The organism is Plantibacter sp. T3, assembly GCF_902506515.1.
Classification (GTDB): Bacteria; Actinomycetota; Actinomycetes; order Actinomycetales; family Microbacteriaceae; genus Plantibacter; species Plantibacter auratus.
The window spans coordinates 3,269,296-3,287,341 of sequence record NZ_LR733286.1 but is presented as its reverse complement, the minus strand read 5'-3'; the positions used below and the strand labels follow the sequence as shown (position 1 = coordinate 3,287,341).

Here is an 18,046-nt window from a genome sequence, read left to right as displayed (position 1 = left end):
GGGCGTCTGCCCGGCGAGACTGGTCGAGTCACCTCACGGAACCCCTGGAAGGAGCATCATGCAAGGACACGTCTCACCCATGCTGGCGCTCGTCGAGGTCACCAGGTTCCGTGAGGACGACCAGGCGTACCACGAGTACGTGCAGATCCTCGTCGGACGGACCATCGCCGCCGCCGAACGGGCCGGCTGGCGCGTGACCCGGTTGGCCGCGCACGACCTCGGCACCGATGCGCTCCTCGCCTCGACCGACGGGGCTTCCGCCGTCGTCATCATGGGCGGCGCCGACATCGATCCCGCCCAGTACGGCGGCACCACCGGCTACCGCGCCGAGGGCCAGCACTTCCCCGAGGCCGACCGCGCCCAGCTGGCGGTCGCCCGTCGCGCCGCCGAGCGAGGCACGCCGCTGCTCGGGATCTGCCGCGGTCACCAGATCATCAACGTCGCCCTCGGCGGGACGCTCGTGCAGGACCTCGGTGAGCACAGCGCCCACCGCAACGAGGGCGTCCCGGTCGATGAGAGCATGACCCCGCACGAGGTCGAGCTCGACCCCTCGAGTGCCCTCGCGTTCCGACTCGGTGCCCGTCACCTCCAGGTGCAGAGCGCCCACCACCAGTCGGTCGGCGAACTGGGCGAAGGTCTCCGCGCCGTCGCCTGGGCCTCCGACGGCACCGTCGAGGCGATCGAGCACCGCACCCTGCCGATCACCGGCGTGCAGTGGCACCCGGAGGACCCGGGCACCGTGGACGACCAGCTCGGGCTCCTGCTCGGCGGTCTCGCCCGCGAGGCTGAGCGCGCCGCAGCCTAGTCGGGGTGTGTCTCCGCACCGGGCGGCTTCCCATGCCAGGAGGCCCTCCCACTGCAGGCGACCCACCGCTCGACCTGTCCCCGACTCAGGACGGCGTCGGCGTGTCGAGCCTGGATTGCGGCGTGTCGGCCGCGCCACGCCGAGGCCGTCCTGAGAAAGGTCGGAGGGTTGGTTAGCGTTGACGGGTGTTCGAAGACAGGTACGGTCAGGACGTCCTCGCGGGGGACTGGCGGAAGAAGAACCGCGTGGTGGCCCGTGAGGTCGAGGCGGTGACCGACCTCGTGGTCGAGGAACTCGGCGGCTTCTGCGGCGCGATCACGCGCGTCGAGGCGAAGACGGTCGAGCTCGAGGACTACCGCGGTAAGCGACGCGTGTTCCCCATGGGGGCGGGGTTCCTCCTCGAGGGTGAGCCCGTCGTCCTCGTCGTCCCGAAGCGCGCACCGACCGGGCGGGCGCGCACCGCCTCCGGCTCCTTCGCGGTGGAGACGACCGCTCGGGTGGCTCGCGCCAGTCGGATCTTCGTCGAGGGTCGCCACGATGCGGAACTCGTCGAGCGGGTCTGGGGCGACGACCTCCGTGTGGAGGGCGTCGTCGTCGAGTACCTCGCGGGCGTCGACCACCTCGACGCCGCGCTCGCCGAGTTCCGCCCGGGCCCGGACCGCCGTGTCGGCGTCCTCGTCGACCATCTGGTCCCAGGCTCCAAGGAGCAGCGGATCGCCGACGCCGTCATGGCCGGACCGAACGGCCGGAACGTCCTCATCGTCGGGCACCCGTACGTCGACGTCTGGCAGGCCGTGAAGCCCGCCAGGGTCGGCCTGCGCCAGTGGCCGACCATCCCTCGCTCCATCGAGTGGAAGAAGGGCATCTGCCAGGCGTTCGGCTGGCCGCACGACTCGCAGGCCGACATCGCCCGGGCCTGGAAGCGCATCCTCGGTCAGGTCCGGACCTTCAACGACATCGAGCCGGAACTCCTCGGTCGCGTCGAACAGCTCATCGACTTCGTCACCGTCGACTGACCCGCTTTCGTCGGTTGCGCCAGCGCGGTGCGCTGACGTCACCGCGGGTCACAACCGCGAGCGCACCCCTCCGGAGGCCCGCGCTCACGCGCCCGGACCGCGCCCGAGCCGATTCGGGCGGGTTCGCGTCAGCGCACCGCGCTGGCGGACGGGTTCGGCGGCCACAGACCCGCGCTCGCGTCAGCGCACCGCGCTGGCGACCCCACCGGCCAGCGACGGTGGCGCGTCGGTCAGGAGGAGACCTGCCCCAGGGCGTCCTCGAGGACGGACACCGCGTCGCGGAGGAGCTCGTCGGACATGACCGCGCTCGGGAGGAGTCGCAGCACCGAGTCCCAGGAACCGGCGTCGAGCACGAGCACGCCCTGGGCGATCGCCGCGTCGATGACGGTCTGCAGTGCCGTGGGGTGCGGCTGCTTCGTGCCGGGGACGACCAACTCGACGCCGGCCATCGCACCGATGATCCGGACTTCGCCGACGATGTCGAACCGCTCGGCCCAGTCGCCCATGAGCGATCGCAGGGTCGCCTCCACCCGACGGGCCTCGCCCAGCAGGTCCTCGCGCTCGATGACCTCGAACGTCGCGAGCGCGGCCGCCGTGGACACCGGGTTGCCCCCGAAGGTGCCGCCGATGCCACCGGGCTGGACGGCGTCCATGATCTCGGCGCGCCCGGTCACGGCCGACAGCGGGAAGCCGCCGGCGATGCCCTTGGCGCTCGTGATGAGATCGGGCACGACGCCGTGGTGCTCGATCGAGTACCAGGCGCCGGTGCGGCCGATGCCGGCCTGGATCTCGTCGGCGACGAACACGATCCCGTTCTCGGTGCACCACTCGCTGATGCGCGCGAAGTAGCCGGGCGCGGGGATGACGATGCCGCCGTCGCCGAGGACCGGTTCGGCGAAGAACGCGGCGACCTCGCTCGCACCGATGTGCCGCTCGATGTAGTCGATCGTCACCTCGGCAGCCGCCGGTCCGTCGAGTCCGTCGCGGAAGGGGTAGGAGAGCGGGACGCTGTAGATCTCGCCGGGGAACGGGCCGAACCCGAGGCGCTCGGGCGCCGGCCGGTAGGTCATCGCCATCGTCAGGTTCGTGCGTCCGTGGAAGGCGTGGTCGAGGGCGACGATCGCGCGACGTCCGGTGTACTTCTTCGCGATCTTCACCGCGTTCTCGACGGCTTCGGCACCGGAGTTCAGGAGGATCGAGCGCTTCTCGAAGTCGCCCGGCGTGATCTCGGACAGCTTCTCCGCGACGCGCAGGTAGTTCTCGTACGGCGTCACGGTGAAGAGCGTGTGCGTGAGCTTCGTCGCCTGCTCGGCTGCTGCCGCGGCGACGTCGGGGTTGGCGTGCCCGATGGTCGTCACGCCGATGCCCGTTCCGAGGTCGATGATGTGGTTGCCGTCGACATCCACGAGGATGCCGCCGGAGCCGTGGTCCATCCACACCGGCGCGAGGTTGCCGGCACCGCGCGACACAGCGCGGCGGCGGCGTTCCGTGAGGGCGAGCGATCGGGGGCCGGGGATGGCGGTCACGAGCTGGCGTTCCTGGGGCACGGAGTAGTCGATGGTCATGCAGGCCATGGTAGGCGCGCGTCCTCCGAGGATGCCGGGGGCCGACGGAGCGTCGCCGACGATTCCACGACATCTGGCGGTTGACTGGTGTTCACCAACCGTCCATGCGCGCTGCCTACCGTTGGCGGCGCTGAACAGCCGGACGACAGGGGATCGCGTATGGACGCCGACACCAGCACCGCCCTCCTCATCGAGCGGCAGCCCGCGCTGCTCGGTGGCGTGCGTGCACCGGCCGAACGCACCCTCCTCGACGTCCTCCGTGACGTCGCCGCGTCGCACCCCGAGGCCTCGGCGATCGAGGACGCGGAGGGGGCGCTCAGCTACCGCGAGCTCGTCCTCAGTGCCGAGCGGGTCGCGGCCGGGCTGTTCGCCGCCGGGGTCCGCCGCGGTGACCGGGTCGGTGTCCGGATCGCCTCGGGCACCCGCGACCTCTACCTCGGGATCCTCGGGATCCTGTTCACCGGAGCGGCCTACGTGCCCGTCGACGCCGACGATCCGGAGGAGCGGGCACGACTCGTGTTCGGTGAGGCGGCCGTCGTCGGCGTCCTGGTCGACGGCGGTGTCTTCGAGCGTTCGCGCCGAGGCACGGAGGACCCGGCCGATGACGGCGCCGATCCCGACCGGGTGCAACTCGCGACGGGCGCGGCACCCCACCCGGGCACCCGGGCGATCCCGGTCCTCGAACCACCGCGACCGGGCGACGACTCCTGGATCATCTTCACCTCCGGCTCGACGGGCACGCCGAAGGGCGTCGCCGTCTCGCACCGCTCTGCCGCCGCGTTCGTCGACGCCGAGGCGCGGATCTTCCTCCAGGCGGAACCCCTCGGCCCCGGTGATCGTGTGCTGGCCGGCCTGTCCGTCGCCTTCGACGCGTCCTGCGAGGAGATGTGGCTCGCCTGGGGACACGGCGCGTGCCTGGTCCCGGCGCCGCGCTCGCTCGTCCGCAGCGGCATGGACCTCGGACCCTGGCTCACCGCGAAGGGCATCACCGTGGTGTCGACGGTGCCCACGTTGGCGGCGATGTGGCCCGCCGAATCCCTCGAGAACATCCGCATGCTCATCTTCGGCGGCGAGGCCTGCCCGCCGGAGCTCGCCGCCCGGCTGGCCGTGGACGGTCGCGAAGTCTGGAACACCTACGGACCCACCGAGGCCACCGTCGTCGCCTGCGCCGCGTTGTTGACCGGCGAGCAGCCCGTGCGCATCGGACTGCCACTCGACGGCTGGGACCTCGCCGTGGTCGACGCCGAGGGCATCCCGGTCGAGGAGGGCGGCGTCGGTGAGCTCATCATCGGCGGCGTCGGACTCGCCCGGTACCTCGACCCCGCCAAGGACGCCGAACGGTATGCGCCCATGCCGAGCATCGGGTGGTCGCGGGCGTACCGGAGCGGCGACCTCGTCCGCTACGAGGCCGCAGGACTCGTGTTCCAGGGGCGCGCGGACGACCAGGTGAAGATCGGCGGTCGGCGCGTGGAACTCGGAGAGATCGAGGCCGCCCTGCAGGCGCTGCCGGGCGTCTCGGGTGCGGCAGCAGCCGTCCAGCGCACCGCCGCCGGGAACGCCGTCCTCGTGGGGTACCTCGCGGTGCCCGACCGCGACGGGTTCTCCGTCGAGCGGGCGCTCGACACCCTCCGTGAGCAGCTCCCGGCACCGCTCGTCCCGCTCCTCGCGGTCGTCGGCGAGCTGCCCACCCGCACCTCCGGCAAGGTCGACCGGGCCGCGCTGCCGTGGCCGCTCGACGCCGCCGACGGGGAGGACGCCTCGACCCTGTCGGGCACCGCCGCGTGGCTCGCCGAGCAGTGGACGGCCGTCCTCGGGGTCCGGGTCACGGCCGAGAGCGACAACTTCTTCAGCCTGGGCGGCGGGAGCCTTGCGGCCGCGCAGCTCGTCTCGCTCATCCGCACCCGCGATGCCGAGTTCACGGTCGCCGACATCTACGGCCACCCCCGACTCGGCGCGATGGCAGCCGAACTCGACGGCCGACGCCCCGAGCGTCGCAGTCGGGCGGCCGTCGCGGACCCCGTGCTCCCGACGCCGCTCGCGACCCAGTGGGCGCAGACCCTCCTGGGTGTCCCGCTCCTCATCCTCGTCGGACTCCGGTGGCTCGTGTACCTCCTCGCCGGCAGTCGGGTCCTCGGCCTCGTCGCGGACGTCCCGTACCTCCCCATGGTCTCCTGGTGGTGGATCGCCCTCGGGTTCCTCGTGGTCATCACCCCGATCGGACGCATGGCGATCTCCGTGATCGCGGCGAAGCTCCTCCTCGTCGGCGTCCGCCCGGGCGACTACCCGCGCGGCGGCTCGGTCCATGTGCGACTCTGGCTCGCCGAACGCGTCGCCGACACGGTCGGCGCGGTGAGTCTCGCCGGAGCCCCCTGGATCTCGAGCTACGCCAGGGCGCTCGGCGCGAAGATCGGTGCCGACGCGGACCTCCACAGCGTGCCGCCGGTCACCGGGTTCCTCACCGTCGGGGCGCGCGCGTCGATCGAGCCCGAGGTCGACCTCCGCGGCTACTGGGTCGACGGCGACACGCTCCGACTGGGCCACGTCCACATCGGCGCCGAGAGCACGGTCGGCGCTCGCAGTACCCTGCTCGCCGGCACCCGGATCGGCAAGCGTGCGGAGATCGCTCCAGGATCGTCCGTTTTCGGCCGCGTCCCCTCCGGACACCTGTGGTCAGGGTCGCCCGCCGTCCGCGTCGGCAAGGCGAAGCCGGTGTGGCCGACCGAACGACCCCCGCGTCGCCGACGCTGGCTGTTCGCGTACGGCGCGGGATCGGCGCTGCTGTCGGTGCTGCCGTTCCTCGCCTTCGTGCTGGCGGCGGCGGTCGTGGCGGCCGGGGCGTCGGGCGCGACCAGTCTGCTCGAGTTCTCCTGGCGCGCGCTCCTCTGGGTGCCCGTCGCCACCCTCGTGTGGTTCGTCGTCCTGGCGATCAGCACGATCGGCCTGGTCCGGCTGCTCGGCCTCGGTCTCAGCGAGGGCTACTTCCCGGTGCGCAGTCGGGTCGGTTGGCAGGTGTGGGCCACGGAGCGGCTCCTGGACGCCGCGCGCACCCTCCTCTTCCCCCTGTACGCGAGCCTCTTCACGCCCGTCTGGCTCCGCCTGCTCGGGGCGAAGGTCGGGCGCAACGTGGAGGCGTCGACGGTGCTCCTCCTCCCGCGGATGACGACCGTCGGCGACGGTGCGTTCCTCGCGGACGACACGATGGTGGCCTCCTACGAGCTCGGTGGCGGGTGGATGCGGATCGCCGGTGCGTCCGTCGGCAAGCGCGCCTTCCTCGGCAACTCCGGCATGGCGGGCCCCGGCATGCACGTCCCCAAGAACGGCCTCGTCGCCGTGCTGTCGGCCGCACCGCGGAAGGCCAAGTCCGGCTCGTCCTGGCTCGGGAGCCCACCGATGCGGCTCCGGCGGCAGGTGTCCGACGCCGATCTCGACCGCACCTACGACCCGCCGCACCGGCTCCGGATCGCCCGCGCGCTGTGGGAGCTCTGCCGCATCGTCCCCGTCATGGTGACGACCGGCATCGCGCTCCTGGTGCTCCTCGCGCTCGCCTGGTTCGCCGACACCTGGGGTCTCGGTGTCGCGATCGCCGTCAGCGGTGCCGTGCTCCTGGCCGCCGGCGCGGTCGCGGCCGGGATCACGACCGTCGCCAAGTGGGTCATCGTCGGCCCGATCCGCACGGGGGAGCACCCGCTCTGGTCCTCGTTCATCTGGCGCAACGAGGTGTCCGACACCTTCGTCGAGATGGTCGCGGCACCCTGGTTCGCGGCACCCGCCACCGGCACCCCAGCCCTCACCTGGTGGTTGCGCTCGCTCGGTGCCCGCATCGGTCGTGGGGTCTGGTGCGAGAGCTACTGGCTGCCGGAGGCGGACCTCGTCCGACTCGGCGACGGCGCGACGGTCAACCGGGGCTGCGTTGTGCAAACGCACCTGTTCCATGATCGAATCATGAGTATGGATCAGGTCGAACTCGCATCGGGCGCCACGCTCGGGCCGCACAGCGTCATCCTCCCCGGAGCGCGGATCGACGACGACGCGACGGTCGGACCGGCCTCGCTCGTCATGCGCGGAGAACGCGTCCCGGCGGGCACCCGGTGGAGCGGCAACCCGATCGGCCCGTGGCGCGAGGTGACGACGGCGGAGTACCGGGAGCCCCAGGTCGCGTCCTGATGGGGGAGGCTCTCGCCCGTCTGCGGAGCGCAGGCGACCCCTACACGCCCTCCAGCGGGAATCGTGGCTACCGCGTCGTCCGGTACGAGCTCGAGCTCGACTACGACGTCGACCGCAACGCCCTGTCCGGGACGGCTCGGCTCACCGCCGTCGCGACGGAGGAGCTCACGCGGTTCTCGCTCGACCTCGCCGCGCTGCGCGTCACCCGTGTCCAGGTCGACGGGGTCGAGGCGAAGCGGACGCACAGCTCGGGCAAGCTCACGCTGACGCCCCGGAACACCATCGCGGACGGCGCCGAGTTCTCCGTGGTCGTCCGGTACTCGGGTGCGCCCCGTCCCGTGCGCAGCCCCTGGGGCGAGATCGGCTGGGAGGAACTCGAGGACGGCGTCATCGTGGCGTCCCAGCCGTGCGGCGCATCGAGTTGGTTCCCCTGCAACGACCACCCCTCGGACAAGTCGTCCTATCGGATCAGTGTCACGGCGTCGTCGGCGTACACGGTCGTCGCCCCCGGAGAGCTGGTGTCGCGCGTTGCCCGCGCGAGCCGGACCACGTGGGTCTACGAGCAGCCTGAACCGATGGCCGCCTACCTCGCGACGGTGCAGATCGGCCGGTACCAGCGGCTCGCCGTCAGCGCTCGGGTCGCGACGAGCACGGTGCCGGTCGTCGCGCACCTGCCGCGCGACCTCACCGCGCGGTTCCGACATGACTTCGCCGACCAGGTCGACATGCTGGCGTGCTTCGAGCGCGCCTTCGGGCCCTATCCCTTCGGCAGCTACGGCGTCGTCGTCACGGACGACGTGCTGGAGATCCCCCTCGAGGCGCAGGGGATGAGCGTGTTCGGCCGCAACCACGTCGACGGCGTCAGCGGTTCGGAGCGGTTGATCGCGCACGAGCTCGCCCACCAGTGGTTCGGGAACAGCCTGACGATCGCCACCTGGCGGGACATCTGGTTGCACGAGGGCTTCGCCTGCTACGCCGAGTGGCTGTGGTCGGAGGAGTCGGGCGCTGAGACGGCCGACGCCTGTGCTCGGGCGCACTACGCGGCGCTCCGACGGGCACCGCAGGACCTCGTCGTCGGCGACCCGGGACCCGCGGACATGTTCGACGACCGGGTCTACAAGCGGGGCGCGATCGCCCTGCACGCCGTGCGTCGACTGCTCGGCGACGAGGCGTTCTTCGACCTCCTGCGTGACTGGGTGGCGTCCTTCCGACACTCGAGCGTGTCGACGGACGACTTCGTCCGGACGGCCGATCGACATGCGCCGGCACCGGTCGAGCCGCTCCTCGACGCGTGGCTCTTCCAGGAGACGCTCCCGCCGTTCCCCGTCGGCTGAACCGGGTCAGCGGAGCAGGAGGGCCGTCGCGACGACGAATCCCGGCACGGGCTCCGGGTGGTCGACGACGAAGCGGTGGCCCGCGGTCTCGGTGACGTGTGGTGCGGCATCCGGCCCGAGGTCGATCGTCGCGGGATCGGTCGTGAGGCCCGTACCGAGGGCCTTCGTCACGGCCTCCTTCGCCGTCCAACGCTCGGCGAGCGCCCGGAGCCGTCGTCGGTCCGGCAGTCGCTGCCACTGCTCCCGTTCCGCGGGGGTGAGGGCGACGTCCTCGACCCCGGTGAACCGGGCCGCATCGAGCCGTTCGACGTCGACACCCACGGGGTGCTCGATCGACACCGCAACTGCGGAGGCGTCGGCGGTGTGGGAGACGCTCACGTGGACGGTCCGGTCTCCGAAGCGCACCCGTGGTCGTCCGTGCGCGAGACCGCAGTCCGGGCAGACCGCCGTGACCTCGATCCGCTCGGGGTCGGTGCCGATCGTCTCCGCGACGGTGCGCACGAGCAGTGCGCGACCGAACAGGAACCGACGGGCCGCGGTCGCGGACGAGGTGTCGAGGCGGTCACGGGCGGACGCGTCCAGCCGGGCGGCCGTGCCGGCGAGGTCGAGCTCAGCGGCGCTGGCCCAGCGCAGGAAGCGGGTCGTCGGCTGCGGGAGGGGATCGGCTCGGTGCATGGCCCCCGCGTCCCGGAGTCGGAGCGACGCGAAGCAGGACCTCGCGAGATGGTGGTGGTGCCCTCGACTGGATTCGAACCAGCGACTTCTTCCTCCGGAGGGAAGCGCTCTTCCGCTGAGCTACGAAGGCGGAACGTGTCCAAGCTACCAGAGTCGGGACCCACGCCGGTACCGGAGGCGTGCGGGATCCGCGTCGCCCTTCGCGTGGAACAATGAGGTCATGCAGCGCACCCTGACCGCGTCGCTCGATCTGCGGGTGCACGATCGAGCCGACCTCATCTTCTCCATCGCTGCAGCCGGCGGCACCCCGCTGGCGAGCGAGCGACTGCAGGTGCACTCCTCGGACGGCCCGTGCGCCGTCACCGAGATCGTGGGTCCGGACGACACACGACTCCACCGGGTCATCGCCGAGCCCGGCCGCTTGCAGGTCGACTACGAGGCGGTGGTCGTCGGGCAGGCCGTGCCGCGTCCCGTGGACGCCTTGGAGACCGTGACCTACCTCCGTCCCAGCCGGTACTGCGAGTCGGATGCGCTGTTCTCGCTCGCGCGTTCCGAGCTCGGCTACCTGCTCGAGCACCGTCGCCTGCACGAGGACGGCACGGTTTCCGGCGGTCTGCAGGTGCTGCCGTGGGTGGCGGCCTGGGTCGGACGACACCTCTCCTACGTCTCCGGCTCCACGACCGTGTCGGACAGTGCGGTGTCGACCCTGGCCGCGGGCCGTGGCGTGTGCCGGGACTTCGCGCACCTGACCATCGCGATGCTGCGGGCGCTCGACATCCCGGCCCGGTACGCCGCGGTCTACGCCCCGGGTCTCGTCCCCATGGACTTCCACGCGGTGGCCGAGGGCTTCGTCGACGGCGCCTGGCACGTGGTCGACGCGACGGGCCTGGCACCGCGTCAGTCGCTCGTCCGCATCGCCACCGGACGCGACGCCGCGGACGTGGCCTGGTTGAGCAACCATCACGGCAACGTGACCGTCGAGGACATGCGGATCGACGCCCTGATCGACGTCCTGCCCGCCGACGACCCGGCGCAGGCGGTCGTGCTCGCCTGACGGTCGCCCCCGAGGCCCACCGTGTCGCCGGTGCGACGCGCCCGGGTAGAATCGCTCCTCGTGACTCCTGAAGACCTCGCCTCCGCCCTGCACGCCATCGTCGTTCCGATCGTCGAACGACGACGCGAGGCGGCGGGCATCACCGACGAGGTCGCGGTGTCGGTCGACGACGTGGTGCTGGAGCGCCCGAAGAACCGCGATCACGGCGACTGGGCCTGCAACATCGCGATGAAGCTCGCGAAGCGGGTGGGGGCCAACCCGCGCGAGCTCGCGCAGGAGTTCGCCGACGCGCTCGTGCAGGTCGACGGTGTCGCCTCGGTCGAGGTCGCCGGCCCCGGGTTCATCAACGTACGCCTCGACGCCGCTGCCGCGGGTGCGCTCGCGAAGGTGATCGTCGACGCCGGTGACGCGTTCGGCCGCAACGACAGCCTCGCCGGTCAGACCATCAACATCGAGTTCGTCTCGGCCAACCCGACCGGCCCGCTGCACATCGGCCACACGCGCTGGGCCGCGCTCGGCGACTCCCTGGCTCGCGTGCTGAGCGCGTCCGGTGCGACGCTCGTCAGCGAGTACTACATCAACGACGCCGGCAACCAGATGGACACCTTCGCGGACTCGATCCTCGCCGCGGCCAAGGGTGAGCCGACGCCTGAGGGCGGCTATCCCGGGGCGTACATCGGCGACCTCGCGACGACCGTGCTGGCCGAGATCCCCGACCTCCTCGAGCGTCCGGACGCCCGCGAGGTCGCGCGGGAACGCGCCTACGAACTGCAGCTCGGTGAGATCCGCGCGTCCCTCGAGCGCTTCAACGTCCACTTCGACGTCTGGTTCAGCGAGCGCACCCTGCACGCGACGGGCGAGGACGGCACGAGCCTCATCGACCAGGCCGTGGACCGGTTGCGCGAGCAGGGACACGTGTTCGACGAGGAGGGCGCCGTCTGGGTGCGCACGACGGACTTCGGCGACGACAAGAACCGCGTCATCCGTCGCTCCAACGGTGTCTACACCTACTTCGCCGCCGACGCCGCGTACTACCTGAACAAGGGCGACCGCGGCTTCCAGCACAAGATCTACCTGCTCGGCGCCGACCACCACGGCTACGTCCACCGGTTGAAGGCCCTCGCGGGCGCAGCCGGAGACGACCCGGACCGCGACATCGAGGTGCTCATCGGGCAGCTCGTGAGCGTGAACGGCGCCCGACTCTCCAAGCGAGCCGGCAACATCATCGAGCTGGACGACCTGCAGGCCTGGATCGGGACGGACGCCCTGCGGTACTCGCTCGGTCGCTACCCGGCCGATTCGCCGTTGGCCCTCGACCCGGAGCAGCTCCGCAGCCGGACGAACGACAACCCCGTGTTCTACGTCCAGTACGCGCACGCCCGCACGAACTCGGTGGCGCGCAACGCCGCCTCGGCCGGGGTCGATCGCAGTGCCTTCGCACCGGAGCTGCTCGTCCACGAGACGGAGTCGGCGCTCCTCGGCGTCCTCCAGGAGTTCCCGCGGATCGTCGCGCAGGCCGCACAGCTGCGCGAGCCGCACCGCGTCGCCCGGCACCTGGAGGAGACCGCGAGCCTGTACCACAAGTGGTACGACAGCTGCCGGGTCGTCCCGATGGGGGAGGAGCCGGTCACCGACCTGCACCGCACGCGCCTCTGGCTGAACGACGCGACCGGCACCGTCATCCGCAACGGGCTGGCGCTCCTCGGCGTCTCCGCGCCGGAGCGCATGTAGCTTCCCTACAGCAGGAGATCCGCGCGAGCACAGGACGGTCCCTCGGGAACGGTCCTGCGCTCGCGCCGATCTCCGGTGTGCGCTGTCCGAGCGGTGAGTCCTTCGGTAGCGTGACAGGATGCGCAGCCTCACGTCCCGCCAGTCCCTCGTCGTCGTCGTGATCGCGGCGGCCCTGTCGCTCTCCGGCTGTGTCGGCCAGGGCTCGGGCGTCCCCGGCACCGCGCCGCCGAGCGCGACCTCCGCGTCGGCCGTGGACCTCCGTGCGTTCGCGCCGTTCGGGACGGAAGGGTCCGGTGTCTCGATCCGCCTGCGGTTCCCCGACGGCCTGCACGCCGGCAGCGTCGGCACCATGGACTACCTCCAGAACATCGTCTCGCCTCCGGTGCAGTGCGCGCCGTTCGAGGTCGAGCTCGAGGAGGTGGGTACGAGCACGCTGCAGATCGACGGGGCACTCTCCGTCGTCGTCCGGGGCGAGGGCGGGAAGACGGTCGCGCCGGCGTTCGTCATCCCCGGAGATCCGGTTCGTGCGGCATTCACCTCCCCGGACGTCCTGACGAAGAGTTCCCTGGAGGACTCGAACCTCACCGAGCTGGAGGGGTTCACGCTGGCTGCCTTGTACCCCACCTCGGCCGCCGACTGGGAGCGATTCAGCGGCAGGGTGCTCGACATGCCGGAGGTCGAGCTCGACCAGGCCTGCTGACACGTCCACGGAGACGACGGTTCGCTACCCTCGGAACATGAGTGAGCAGCAACCGTCGGGCAAGCGCAGGCGTCCCTGGCTTCCGATCGTCATCGTCGTCGGGGTGCTCGTCGTCCTCGTCGGCGCGTTCCTGATCGCCGACACGATCGTGCGCGGCGTCGCCGAGGAACGCGTCGCGACGCAGATCGAGCAGAGCCTGCCGGACAACGTCGACGCGGACGTCGCCGTGTCGATCGGCGGTGCCTCGGTCATCGCCCAATACCTCTCCGGAACGTTCGAGCACGTCGACCTGCGTGCACCGGACGCGAGCGTCGACGGCGTCCCGCTGGACCTCCGGGTCAGTGCGGACCGGGTCCCCCTCGACCCGGAGCAGACCATCGGTCGAGTGGTCGCGACCATCAGGATCGATGCTGCCGGAGCGGCGGACCTCGCCAAGACGGCCGGGCTCCCGGGCACGCTCACCCTCGGCGACGACGAGATCGGGTACGCGGGCGAGGCGACCGTCCTCGGGTTCACGATCCCGTACGACTTCTCCGTGGCGCCGACCACCACGGCCGACCGCGTGAACCTCATGCCGACGTCCGTCAACGTCGACACCGGCCTCCTCGGCGTCATCGACCTGCGGGCGCTCGTGACCGGGTTCCTGCAGGGCGACCCGCCGAGCATCTGCCTCGCCCAGTACCTGCCAAAGGGGGTCGACCTCGACGGGCTCGCGGTGACGCCGGAGGCGGCGACCGCCACCCTGACGTCGACGACGCTCCGACTCGACGAGGCATCGCTGCAGACGCTCGGCAGCTGCGACTGAACCTCGCCCCGCCACCCGGCGGCGGAGGGGAGCAGGCCACCCGACGTCACGATGCTGCACGGGCACGCGCGTCTCGCTAGACTTTCCACACACCCACTGCTCCGACCGGGCGGTGAGGTGTGCCGTCGGGCCCTCGGGCCCGTGTTCCACCACAGTCGTTCCAACCGAGCGGCGATGGGTGCGGACGACTGTGATCACCAACCACCGGGTCGTGCGCATCCACCTTCATCGGTGCTCTGCAAATCGGTGCTTCAGGGGCCAAACCGGGTCCGCTCGCCCAACGAGAACCTCCTTTTCCGCTCAACAGGACTCAGGACACCCCCGTGGCCAGAAACCCCCTCGCCCCCGACTGGCTCGCCGAGCCCGTCGATCCGAACGCGCTCGATCCGGCCGTGTGGCCGGCGTCGGCCACCCGCGACACCGACGGCCTCCTGCAGCTCGGTGGCGTCGACGTCCGCACGCTCAAGGAACGCTTCGGAACGCCGCTCTACGTCGTCGACGAGGACGACGCCCGAGCCCGCGCACGCACGCTGCGAGAGGCGTTCGAGCGCGAGGCGGCCGCGCATGGCACGAGCGTCGCCGTCTACTACGCGGGGAAGGCGTTCCTCTCGGCCGAGGTCGCGCGGTGGATGACGGCGGAGGGCCTCCGCATCGACATCTGCAGCGGCGGAGAACTCGCCGTCGCACTCGCCGCCGGAACCGATCCGGCCCAGCTGGGCTTCCACGGCAACAACAAGTCGGTCGCGGAGATCGAGCGAGCCGTGGGCGTCGGGATCGGCGCCATCGTGCTCGACAGCCTCACCGAGATCGACCGCGTCGCCGCAGCGGCCGAGCGCGCCGGCCGGGTCCAGTCGGTGCGTCTGCGCGTGAACAGCGGCGTCCACGCCCACACGCACGAGTACCTCGCGACCGCCCACGAGGACCAGAAGTTCGGTCTGCCGCTCGAGGACGCCGTCGACGCCGTCGCGCGCATCCGGGCCCACGCCTCGCTCGACTTCCTCGGACTCCACTGCCACATCGGCTCGCAGATCTTCGGGTCCGACGGGTTCGCCGAATCCGCCGCACGCCTGCTCGCCGTGCACGCACGCCTGCTCGAGGGCGGCCCCGTGCCCGAGCTCAACCTCGGTGGTGGCTTCGGCATCGCCTACACCAGCGCCGACGACCCGACGCCGATCGAGCAGCTCGCGGCGGACATCCTCGCCGGTGTCCAGGCTGCGGCCGACCTCCACGGCGTCCGGATCCCGAAGCTCGCCTTCGAACCGGGACGCGCGATCATCGGCGGCGCCGGCATCACGCTCTACGAGGTCGGCACGATCAAGGACGTCGTGGTCGCCTGGAACGACGAGGGCGAGACGGCCGTCCGCCGCTACGTCAGCGTCGACGGTGGGATGAGCGACAACGCCCGGCCGTCGTTGTACGGCGCGGACTACACGGTCCGGATCGCCGATCGCGTGAGCGACGCGTCCCCCGCGCTCGTCCGGATCGCCGGCAAGCACTGCGAGTCGGGCGACATCGTCGTGAACGCCGACTACCTGCCGGCGGACGTCCGCGACGGCGACCTCCTGGCCGTCCCCGCGACCGGGGCCTACTGCTGGTCCCTCGCGAGCAACTACAACTACCTCGGTCGCCCGGCCGTCGTCGCCGTGTCGGGTGGCGCGGCCCGCGTCATCGTGCGGGGCGAGACCGAGCACGACCTCCTCAGCCGCGATGCGGGATTGGACACGGAATGATCGAATACCGCGGACTGAAGGTCGCCCTGCTGGGCGCCGGATCGGTGGGCTCGCAGGTGGCGCGTCTGCTGCTCGAGCACGCCGACGAACTGGCGTCCCGCGCCGGAGCGAGCCTCGAGCTCATCGGCATCGCCGTGCGCGACGTCGACGCACCTCGCGACGTCGACCTGCCGAAGGAGTTGTACACGACCGATGCCGAGCAGCTCATCCTGAGCGCCGACATCGTGATCGAGCTCATCGGCGGCATCGAGCCGGCGCGCAGCCACATCCTGCAGGCCATCAACGCCGGTGCCGACATCGTCACCGCCAACAAGGCGCTGCTCGCGACGCACGGCCCTGAACTGTTCGACGCCGCTGAGCAGGTCGGCGCCCAGCTGTACTACGAGGCGGCCGTCGCCGCGGCGATCCCGATCATCCGACCCCTGCGGGAGAGCCTCGCGGGCGACCGCATCAACCGGGTGCTCGGCATCGTCAACGGCAGCACGAACTACATGCTCGACCGGATGGACCGCTTCGGCGACACGATGGAGGACGCGGCAGCCGTCGCGAGCGAGCTCGGGTACCTCGAGGCCGACCCGACCCTCGACGTCGAGGGCTACGACGCGGCGCAGAAGGCGACCATCCTGGCGAGTCTCGCCTTCCACACCACCGTCCCCGTCGAGGCCGTCCACCGTGAGGGCATCACCGGCATCACGAAGGCGCAGGTCGACCTCGCCCGCAGCGAGGGCTACGTCATCAAGCTGCTGGCGATCGCCGAGCGGATCGTCGACGAGACCACCGGCGAGGAGGGCCTGTCCGCCCGCGTCTACCCGGCACTCATCGGTCGGGAGCACCCACTGGCCGCCGTACACGGCGGCAACAACGCGGTCTTCGTGGAGGCCGAGAACGCCGGGAGCCTGATGTTCTACGGCGCCGGCGCCGGTGGCAAGGAGACCGCCTCCGCGGTGCTCGGCGACCTCGTCTCGGCGGCCCGTCGTCACGTCGCCGGCGGCCCCGGTGTCGGCGAGTCCACGCACGCCGACCTGCCGGTCCTCGAGATCGGCCGCGTCACGACGCGATACCAGGTCACCCTCGAGGTGGCGGACGAACCCGGCGTGCTCGCCGCGGTCGCGGGGATCCTCAGCGACGGCGGCGTCTCGGTCGAGACCTTCCAGCAGTCCGTGGCCTCCTCGGACGGGACGCTGTCGACCGCTACCCTGGTCATCGGCACCCACCGGGCGCTCGAATCGGCCCTCGCAGCCACGGTCGAACAGCTCGCCTCGAACCCCCATGTCGAGCGGGTCGTGTCCGTGCTCCGGGTCGAAGGAGCCGAGTAGGTGCCGAATCGCACGACCACCGACCGCGTCGCTCGCCGACCTCTCACCAGATTGCAGGCATCCCTATGAGTCACACCGAACCGCTTGCGATCGGACGCACCGTCACCGTGAAGGTGCCGGCGACCACCGCCAACCTCGGACCCGGCTTCGACACGCTCGGTCTGGCGCTCGCCCTGTACGACGAGCTGACCGTCACGGTCCGCGAGGAGCCGGGCGTGTTCGTGGAGGTCATCGGCGTCGGTGCCGGCGAGGTGCCGACCGACGCGTCGAACCTCGTGATCACCGCGATCGCCCACGCCCTGCGTGCCTACGGCCACGACCTCCCCGGTCTCGACGTCGTCGCGCGGAACGTCATCCCGCACGGCCGCGGCCTCGGTTCCTCGGGCGCCGCGATCGTCTCCGGCATCATGGCGGCGAAGGGGCTCCTCGAGGGTCGGGTCGAGCTCGGACCGGACGACCTCCTCCGGCTCGCGACGGAGATGGAGGGTCACCCCGACAACGTCGCTCCGGCGCTGTTCGGCGGCCTGACGATCGCGTGGACGACGGACGACGGTCCGCAGCACAAGAAGCTCATCGTGCACCGCGGGGTCTCGCCGCTCGTGCTCGTCCCCGAGCACACGATGTCCACGGAACTCGCCCGCAGCCTGCAGCCTGCCAACGTGCCACACGCCGACGCGGCGTTCAACGTCTCGCGTTCGGCGCTCCTCGTCGCCGCGCTCACGCAGAGCCCCGAGCTCCTGCTCGCAGCCACCGAGGACCGGCTCCACCAGAGCTACCGCGCCGCCGCGATGCCCGAGACGAACACCCTCATCACGCTGCTGCGTGAGCACGGCTTCGCCGCCGTCGTGTCCGGCGCCGGCCCGTCGATCCTCGTCCTCGCGGACGATCCCGGACGACGCCTCGAAGCCACCGCGCTGGTCGCCGAGCACGCCACCACCCCGTGGCAGTCGCTCATGCTCGCGGTCGACTTCAAGGGTGCTACAGTGGGAGGGCACCCGGCCCACCCCGCCTCTTCGGCGTAACCGGCTTCCGGGGCAATTCCGCACAATCATCGCTTTCGCACCAATTGATCGCGTCTGTTCGGGTCCCACCGTGTTTCCATCCTGCTGAGCAGCGCTCCGCCGGGTCGTCGCACCGGGCTATCCGCACAG

13 protein-coding genes and 1 tRNA gene are annotated in these 18,046 nt (G+C 71.3%); 11 read left to right on the top strand and 3 right to left on the bottom strand.

The genetic code is table 11. The features are described 5' to 3' along the window. Positions 1-58 precede the first annotated feature (58 nt). Positions 59-805 carry a gamma-glutamyl-gamma-aminobutyrate hydrolase family protein gene (locus tag GV015_RS15600; protein ID WP_064295286.1) on the top strand — a complete coding sequence of 249 codons (747 nt, stop codon included), beginning with the start codon at positions 59-61 and terminating at the stop codon, positions 803-805. A gap of 185 nt (positions 806-990) precedes the next feature. Further along, positions 991-1,821: a DUF3097 domain-containing protein gene (locus GV015_RS15595; RefSeq protein WP_159879227.1), complete on the top strand. Its 831-nt coding sequence runs from the start codon at positions 991-993 to the stop codon at positions 1,819-1,821. Positions 1,822-2,051: 230 nt separating this feature from the next. Here the strand turns inward: GV015_RS15595 and GV015_RS15590 are convergent, their stop codons facing one another. Then, on the bottom strand, positions 2,052-3,386 hold the full coding sequence (locus GV015_RS15590) for an aminotransferase class III-fold pyridoxal phosphate-dependent enzyme (protein ID WP_371416574.1): 1,335 nt from the start codon (positions 3,384-3,386) through the stop codon (positions 2,052-2,054). Between the two features lie 159 nt (positions 3,387-3,545). On the opposite strand from GV015_RS15590, the gene GV015_RS15585 reads away from it, so the two are divergent. Both GV015_RS15585 and GV015_RS15580 read left to right on the top strand, forming a co-directional pair. After that, entirely contained in the window at positions 3,546-7,550 is a 4,005-nt protein-coding gene (locus GV015_RS15585; protein WP_159879225.1) for a Pls/PosA family non-ribosomal peptide synthetase, read from the top strand. Then, entirely contained in the window at positions 7,550-8,884 is a 1,335-nt protein-coding gene (locus GV015_RS15580) for a M1 family metallopeptidase (RefSeq protein WP_159879223.1), read from the top strand. The genes GV015_RS15585 and GV015_RS15580 overlap by 1 nt, the downstream gene beginning before the upstream one ends. A gap of 6 nt (positions 8,885-8,890) precedes the next feature. On the opposite strand, the gene GV015_RS15575 is transcribed toward GV015_RS15580, so the two are convergent. Next, a complete protein-coding gene (locus tag GV015_RS15575; RefSeq protein WP_159879221.1) occupies positions 8,891-9,559 on the bottom strand; it encodes a 4'-phosphopantetheinyl transferase superfamily protein in 669 nt (222 codons plus the stop codon). Between the two features lie 55 nt (positions 9,560-9,614). Further along, positions 9,615-9,689 (bottom strand) — tRNA-Arg (locus tag GV015_RS15570). Positions 9,690-9,779: 90 nt separating this feature from the next. Between GV015_RS15570 and GV015_RS15565 the strand changes: the two genes are divergently transcribed. The 7 genes from GV015_RS15565 (at position 9,780) to thrB (ending at position 17,917) form a co-directional block, all read left to right on the top strand. Then, positions 9,780-10,613 (top strand): transglutaminase family protein, encoded by an 834-nt coding sequence (locus GV015_RS15565; protein ID WP_086473968.1) that lies wholly within the window; start codon positions 9,780-9,782, stop codon positions 10,611-10,613. Positions 10,614-10,673: 60 nt separating this feature from the next. After that, a complete protein-coding gene (locus tag GV015_RS15560; RefSeq protein ID WP_159879219.1) occupies positions 10,674-12,344 on the top strand; it encodes an arginine--tRNA ligase in 1,671 nt (556 codons plus the stop codon). 118 nt (positions 12,345-12,462) lie between these two features. After that, a complete protein-coding gene (locus GV015_RS15555; RefSeq protein ID WP_159879217.1) occupies positions 12,463-13,044 on the top strand; it encodes a hypothetical protein in 582 nt (193 codons plus the stop codon). A gap of 37 nt (positions 13,045-13,081) precedes the next feature. Then, the gene (locus tag GV015_RS15550; RefSeq protein WP_159879215.1) at positions 13,082-13,849 is read left to right on the top strand and encodes a DUF2993 domain-containing protein; all 768 of its coding nucleotides are present in this window, start codon (positions 13,082-13,084) and stop codon (positions 13,847-13,849) included. 323 nt (positions 13,850-14,172) lie between these two features. Further along, positions 14,173-15,579, top strand: a complete 1,407-nt coding sequence (gene lysA, locus GV015_RS15545) for a diaminopimelate decarboxylase (protein WP_159879213.1) — start codon at positions 14,173-14,175, stop codon at positions 15,577-15,579. Continuing rightward, positions 15,576-16,895, top strand: a complete 1,320-nt coding sequence (locus GV015_RS15540; RefSeq protein ID WP_159879211.1) for a homoserine dehydrogenase — start codon at positions 15,576-15,578, stop codon at positions 16,893-16,895. Before lysA ends, GV015_RS15540 begins: the two co-directional genes overlap by 4 nt. Before the next feature lie 65 nt (positions 16,896-16,960). After that, positions 16,961-17,917 (top strand): homoserine kinase, encoded by a 957-nt coding sequence (thrB, locus tag GV015_RS15535; protein WP_071262436.1) that lies wholly within the window; start codon positions 16,961-16,963, stop codon positions 17,915-17,917. The last annotated feature ends 129 nt before the right edge of the window (positions 17,918-18,046 follow it).

Excerpts from the sequence above, each read along its gene's own strand:
- GV015_RS15600 (WP_064295286.1), top strand. The coding sequence starts at position 59 with ATGCAAGGACACGTCTCACCCATGCTGGCGCTCGTCGAGGTCACCAGG.
- GV015_RS15590 (WP_371416574.1), bottom strand. The coding sequence starts at position 3,386 with ATGACCATCGACTACTCCGTGCCCCAGGAACGCCAGCTCGTGACCGCC.
- GV015_RS15585 (WP_159879225.1), top strand. The coding sequence starts at position 3,546 with ATGGACGCCGACACCAGCACCGCCCTCCTCATCGAGCGGCAGCCCGCG.
- GV015_RS15580 (WP_159879223.1), top strand. The coding sequence starts at position 7,550 with ATGGGGGAGGCTCTCGCCCGTCTGCGGAGCGCAGGCGACCCCTACACG.
- GV015_RS15575 (WP_159879221.1), bottom strand. The coding sequence starts at position 9,559 with ATGCACCGAGCCGATCCCCTCCCGCAGCCGACGACCCGCTTCCTGCGC.
- GV015_RS15565 (WP_086473968.1), top strand. The coding sequence starts at position 9,780 with ATGCAGCGCACCCTGACCGCGTCGCTCGATCTGCGGGTGCACGATCGA.
- GV015_RS15555 (WP_159879217.1), top strand. The coding sequence starts at position 12,463 with ATGCGCAGCCTCACGTCCCGCCAGTCCCTCGTCGTCGTCGTGATCGCG.
- GV015_RS15550 (WP_159879215.1), top strand. The coding sequence starts at position 13,082 with ATGAGTGAGCAGCAACCGTCGGGCAAGCGCAGGCGTCCCTGGCTTCCG.
- GV015_RS15540 (WP_159879211.1), top strand. The coding sequence starts at position 15,576 with ATGATCGAATACCGCGGACTGAAGGTCGCCCTGCTGGGCGCCGGATCG.
- thrB (WP_071262436.1), top strand. The coding sequence starts at position 16,961 with ATGAGTCACACCGAACCGCTTGCGATCGGACGCACCGTCACCGTGAAG.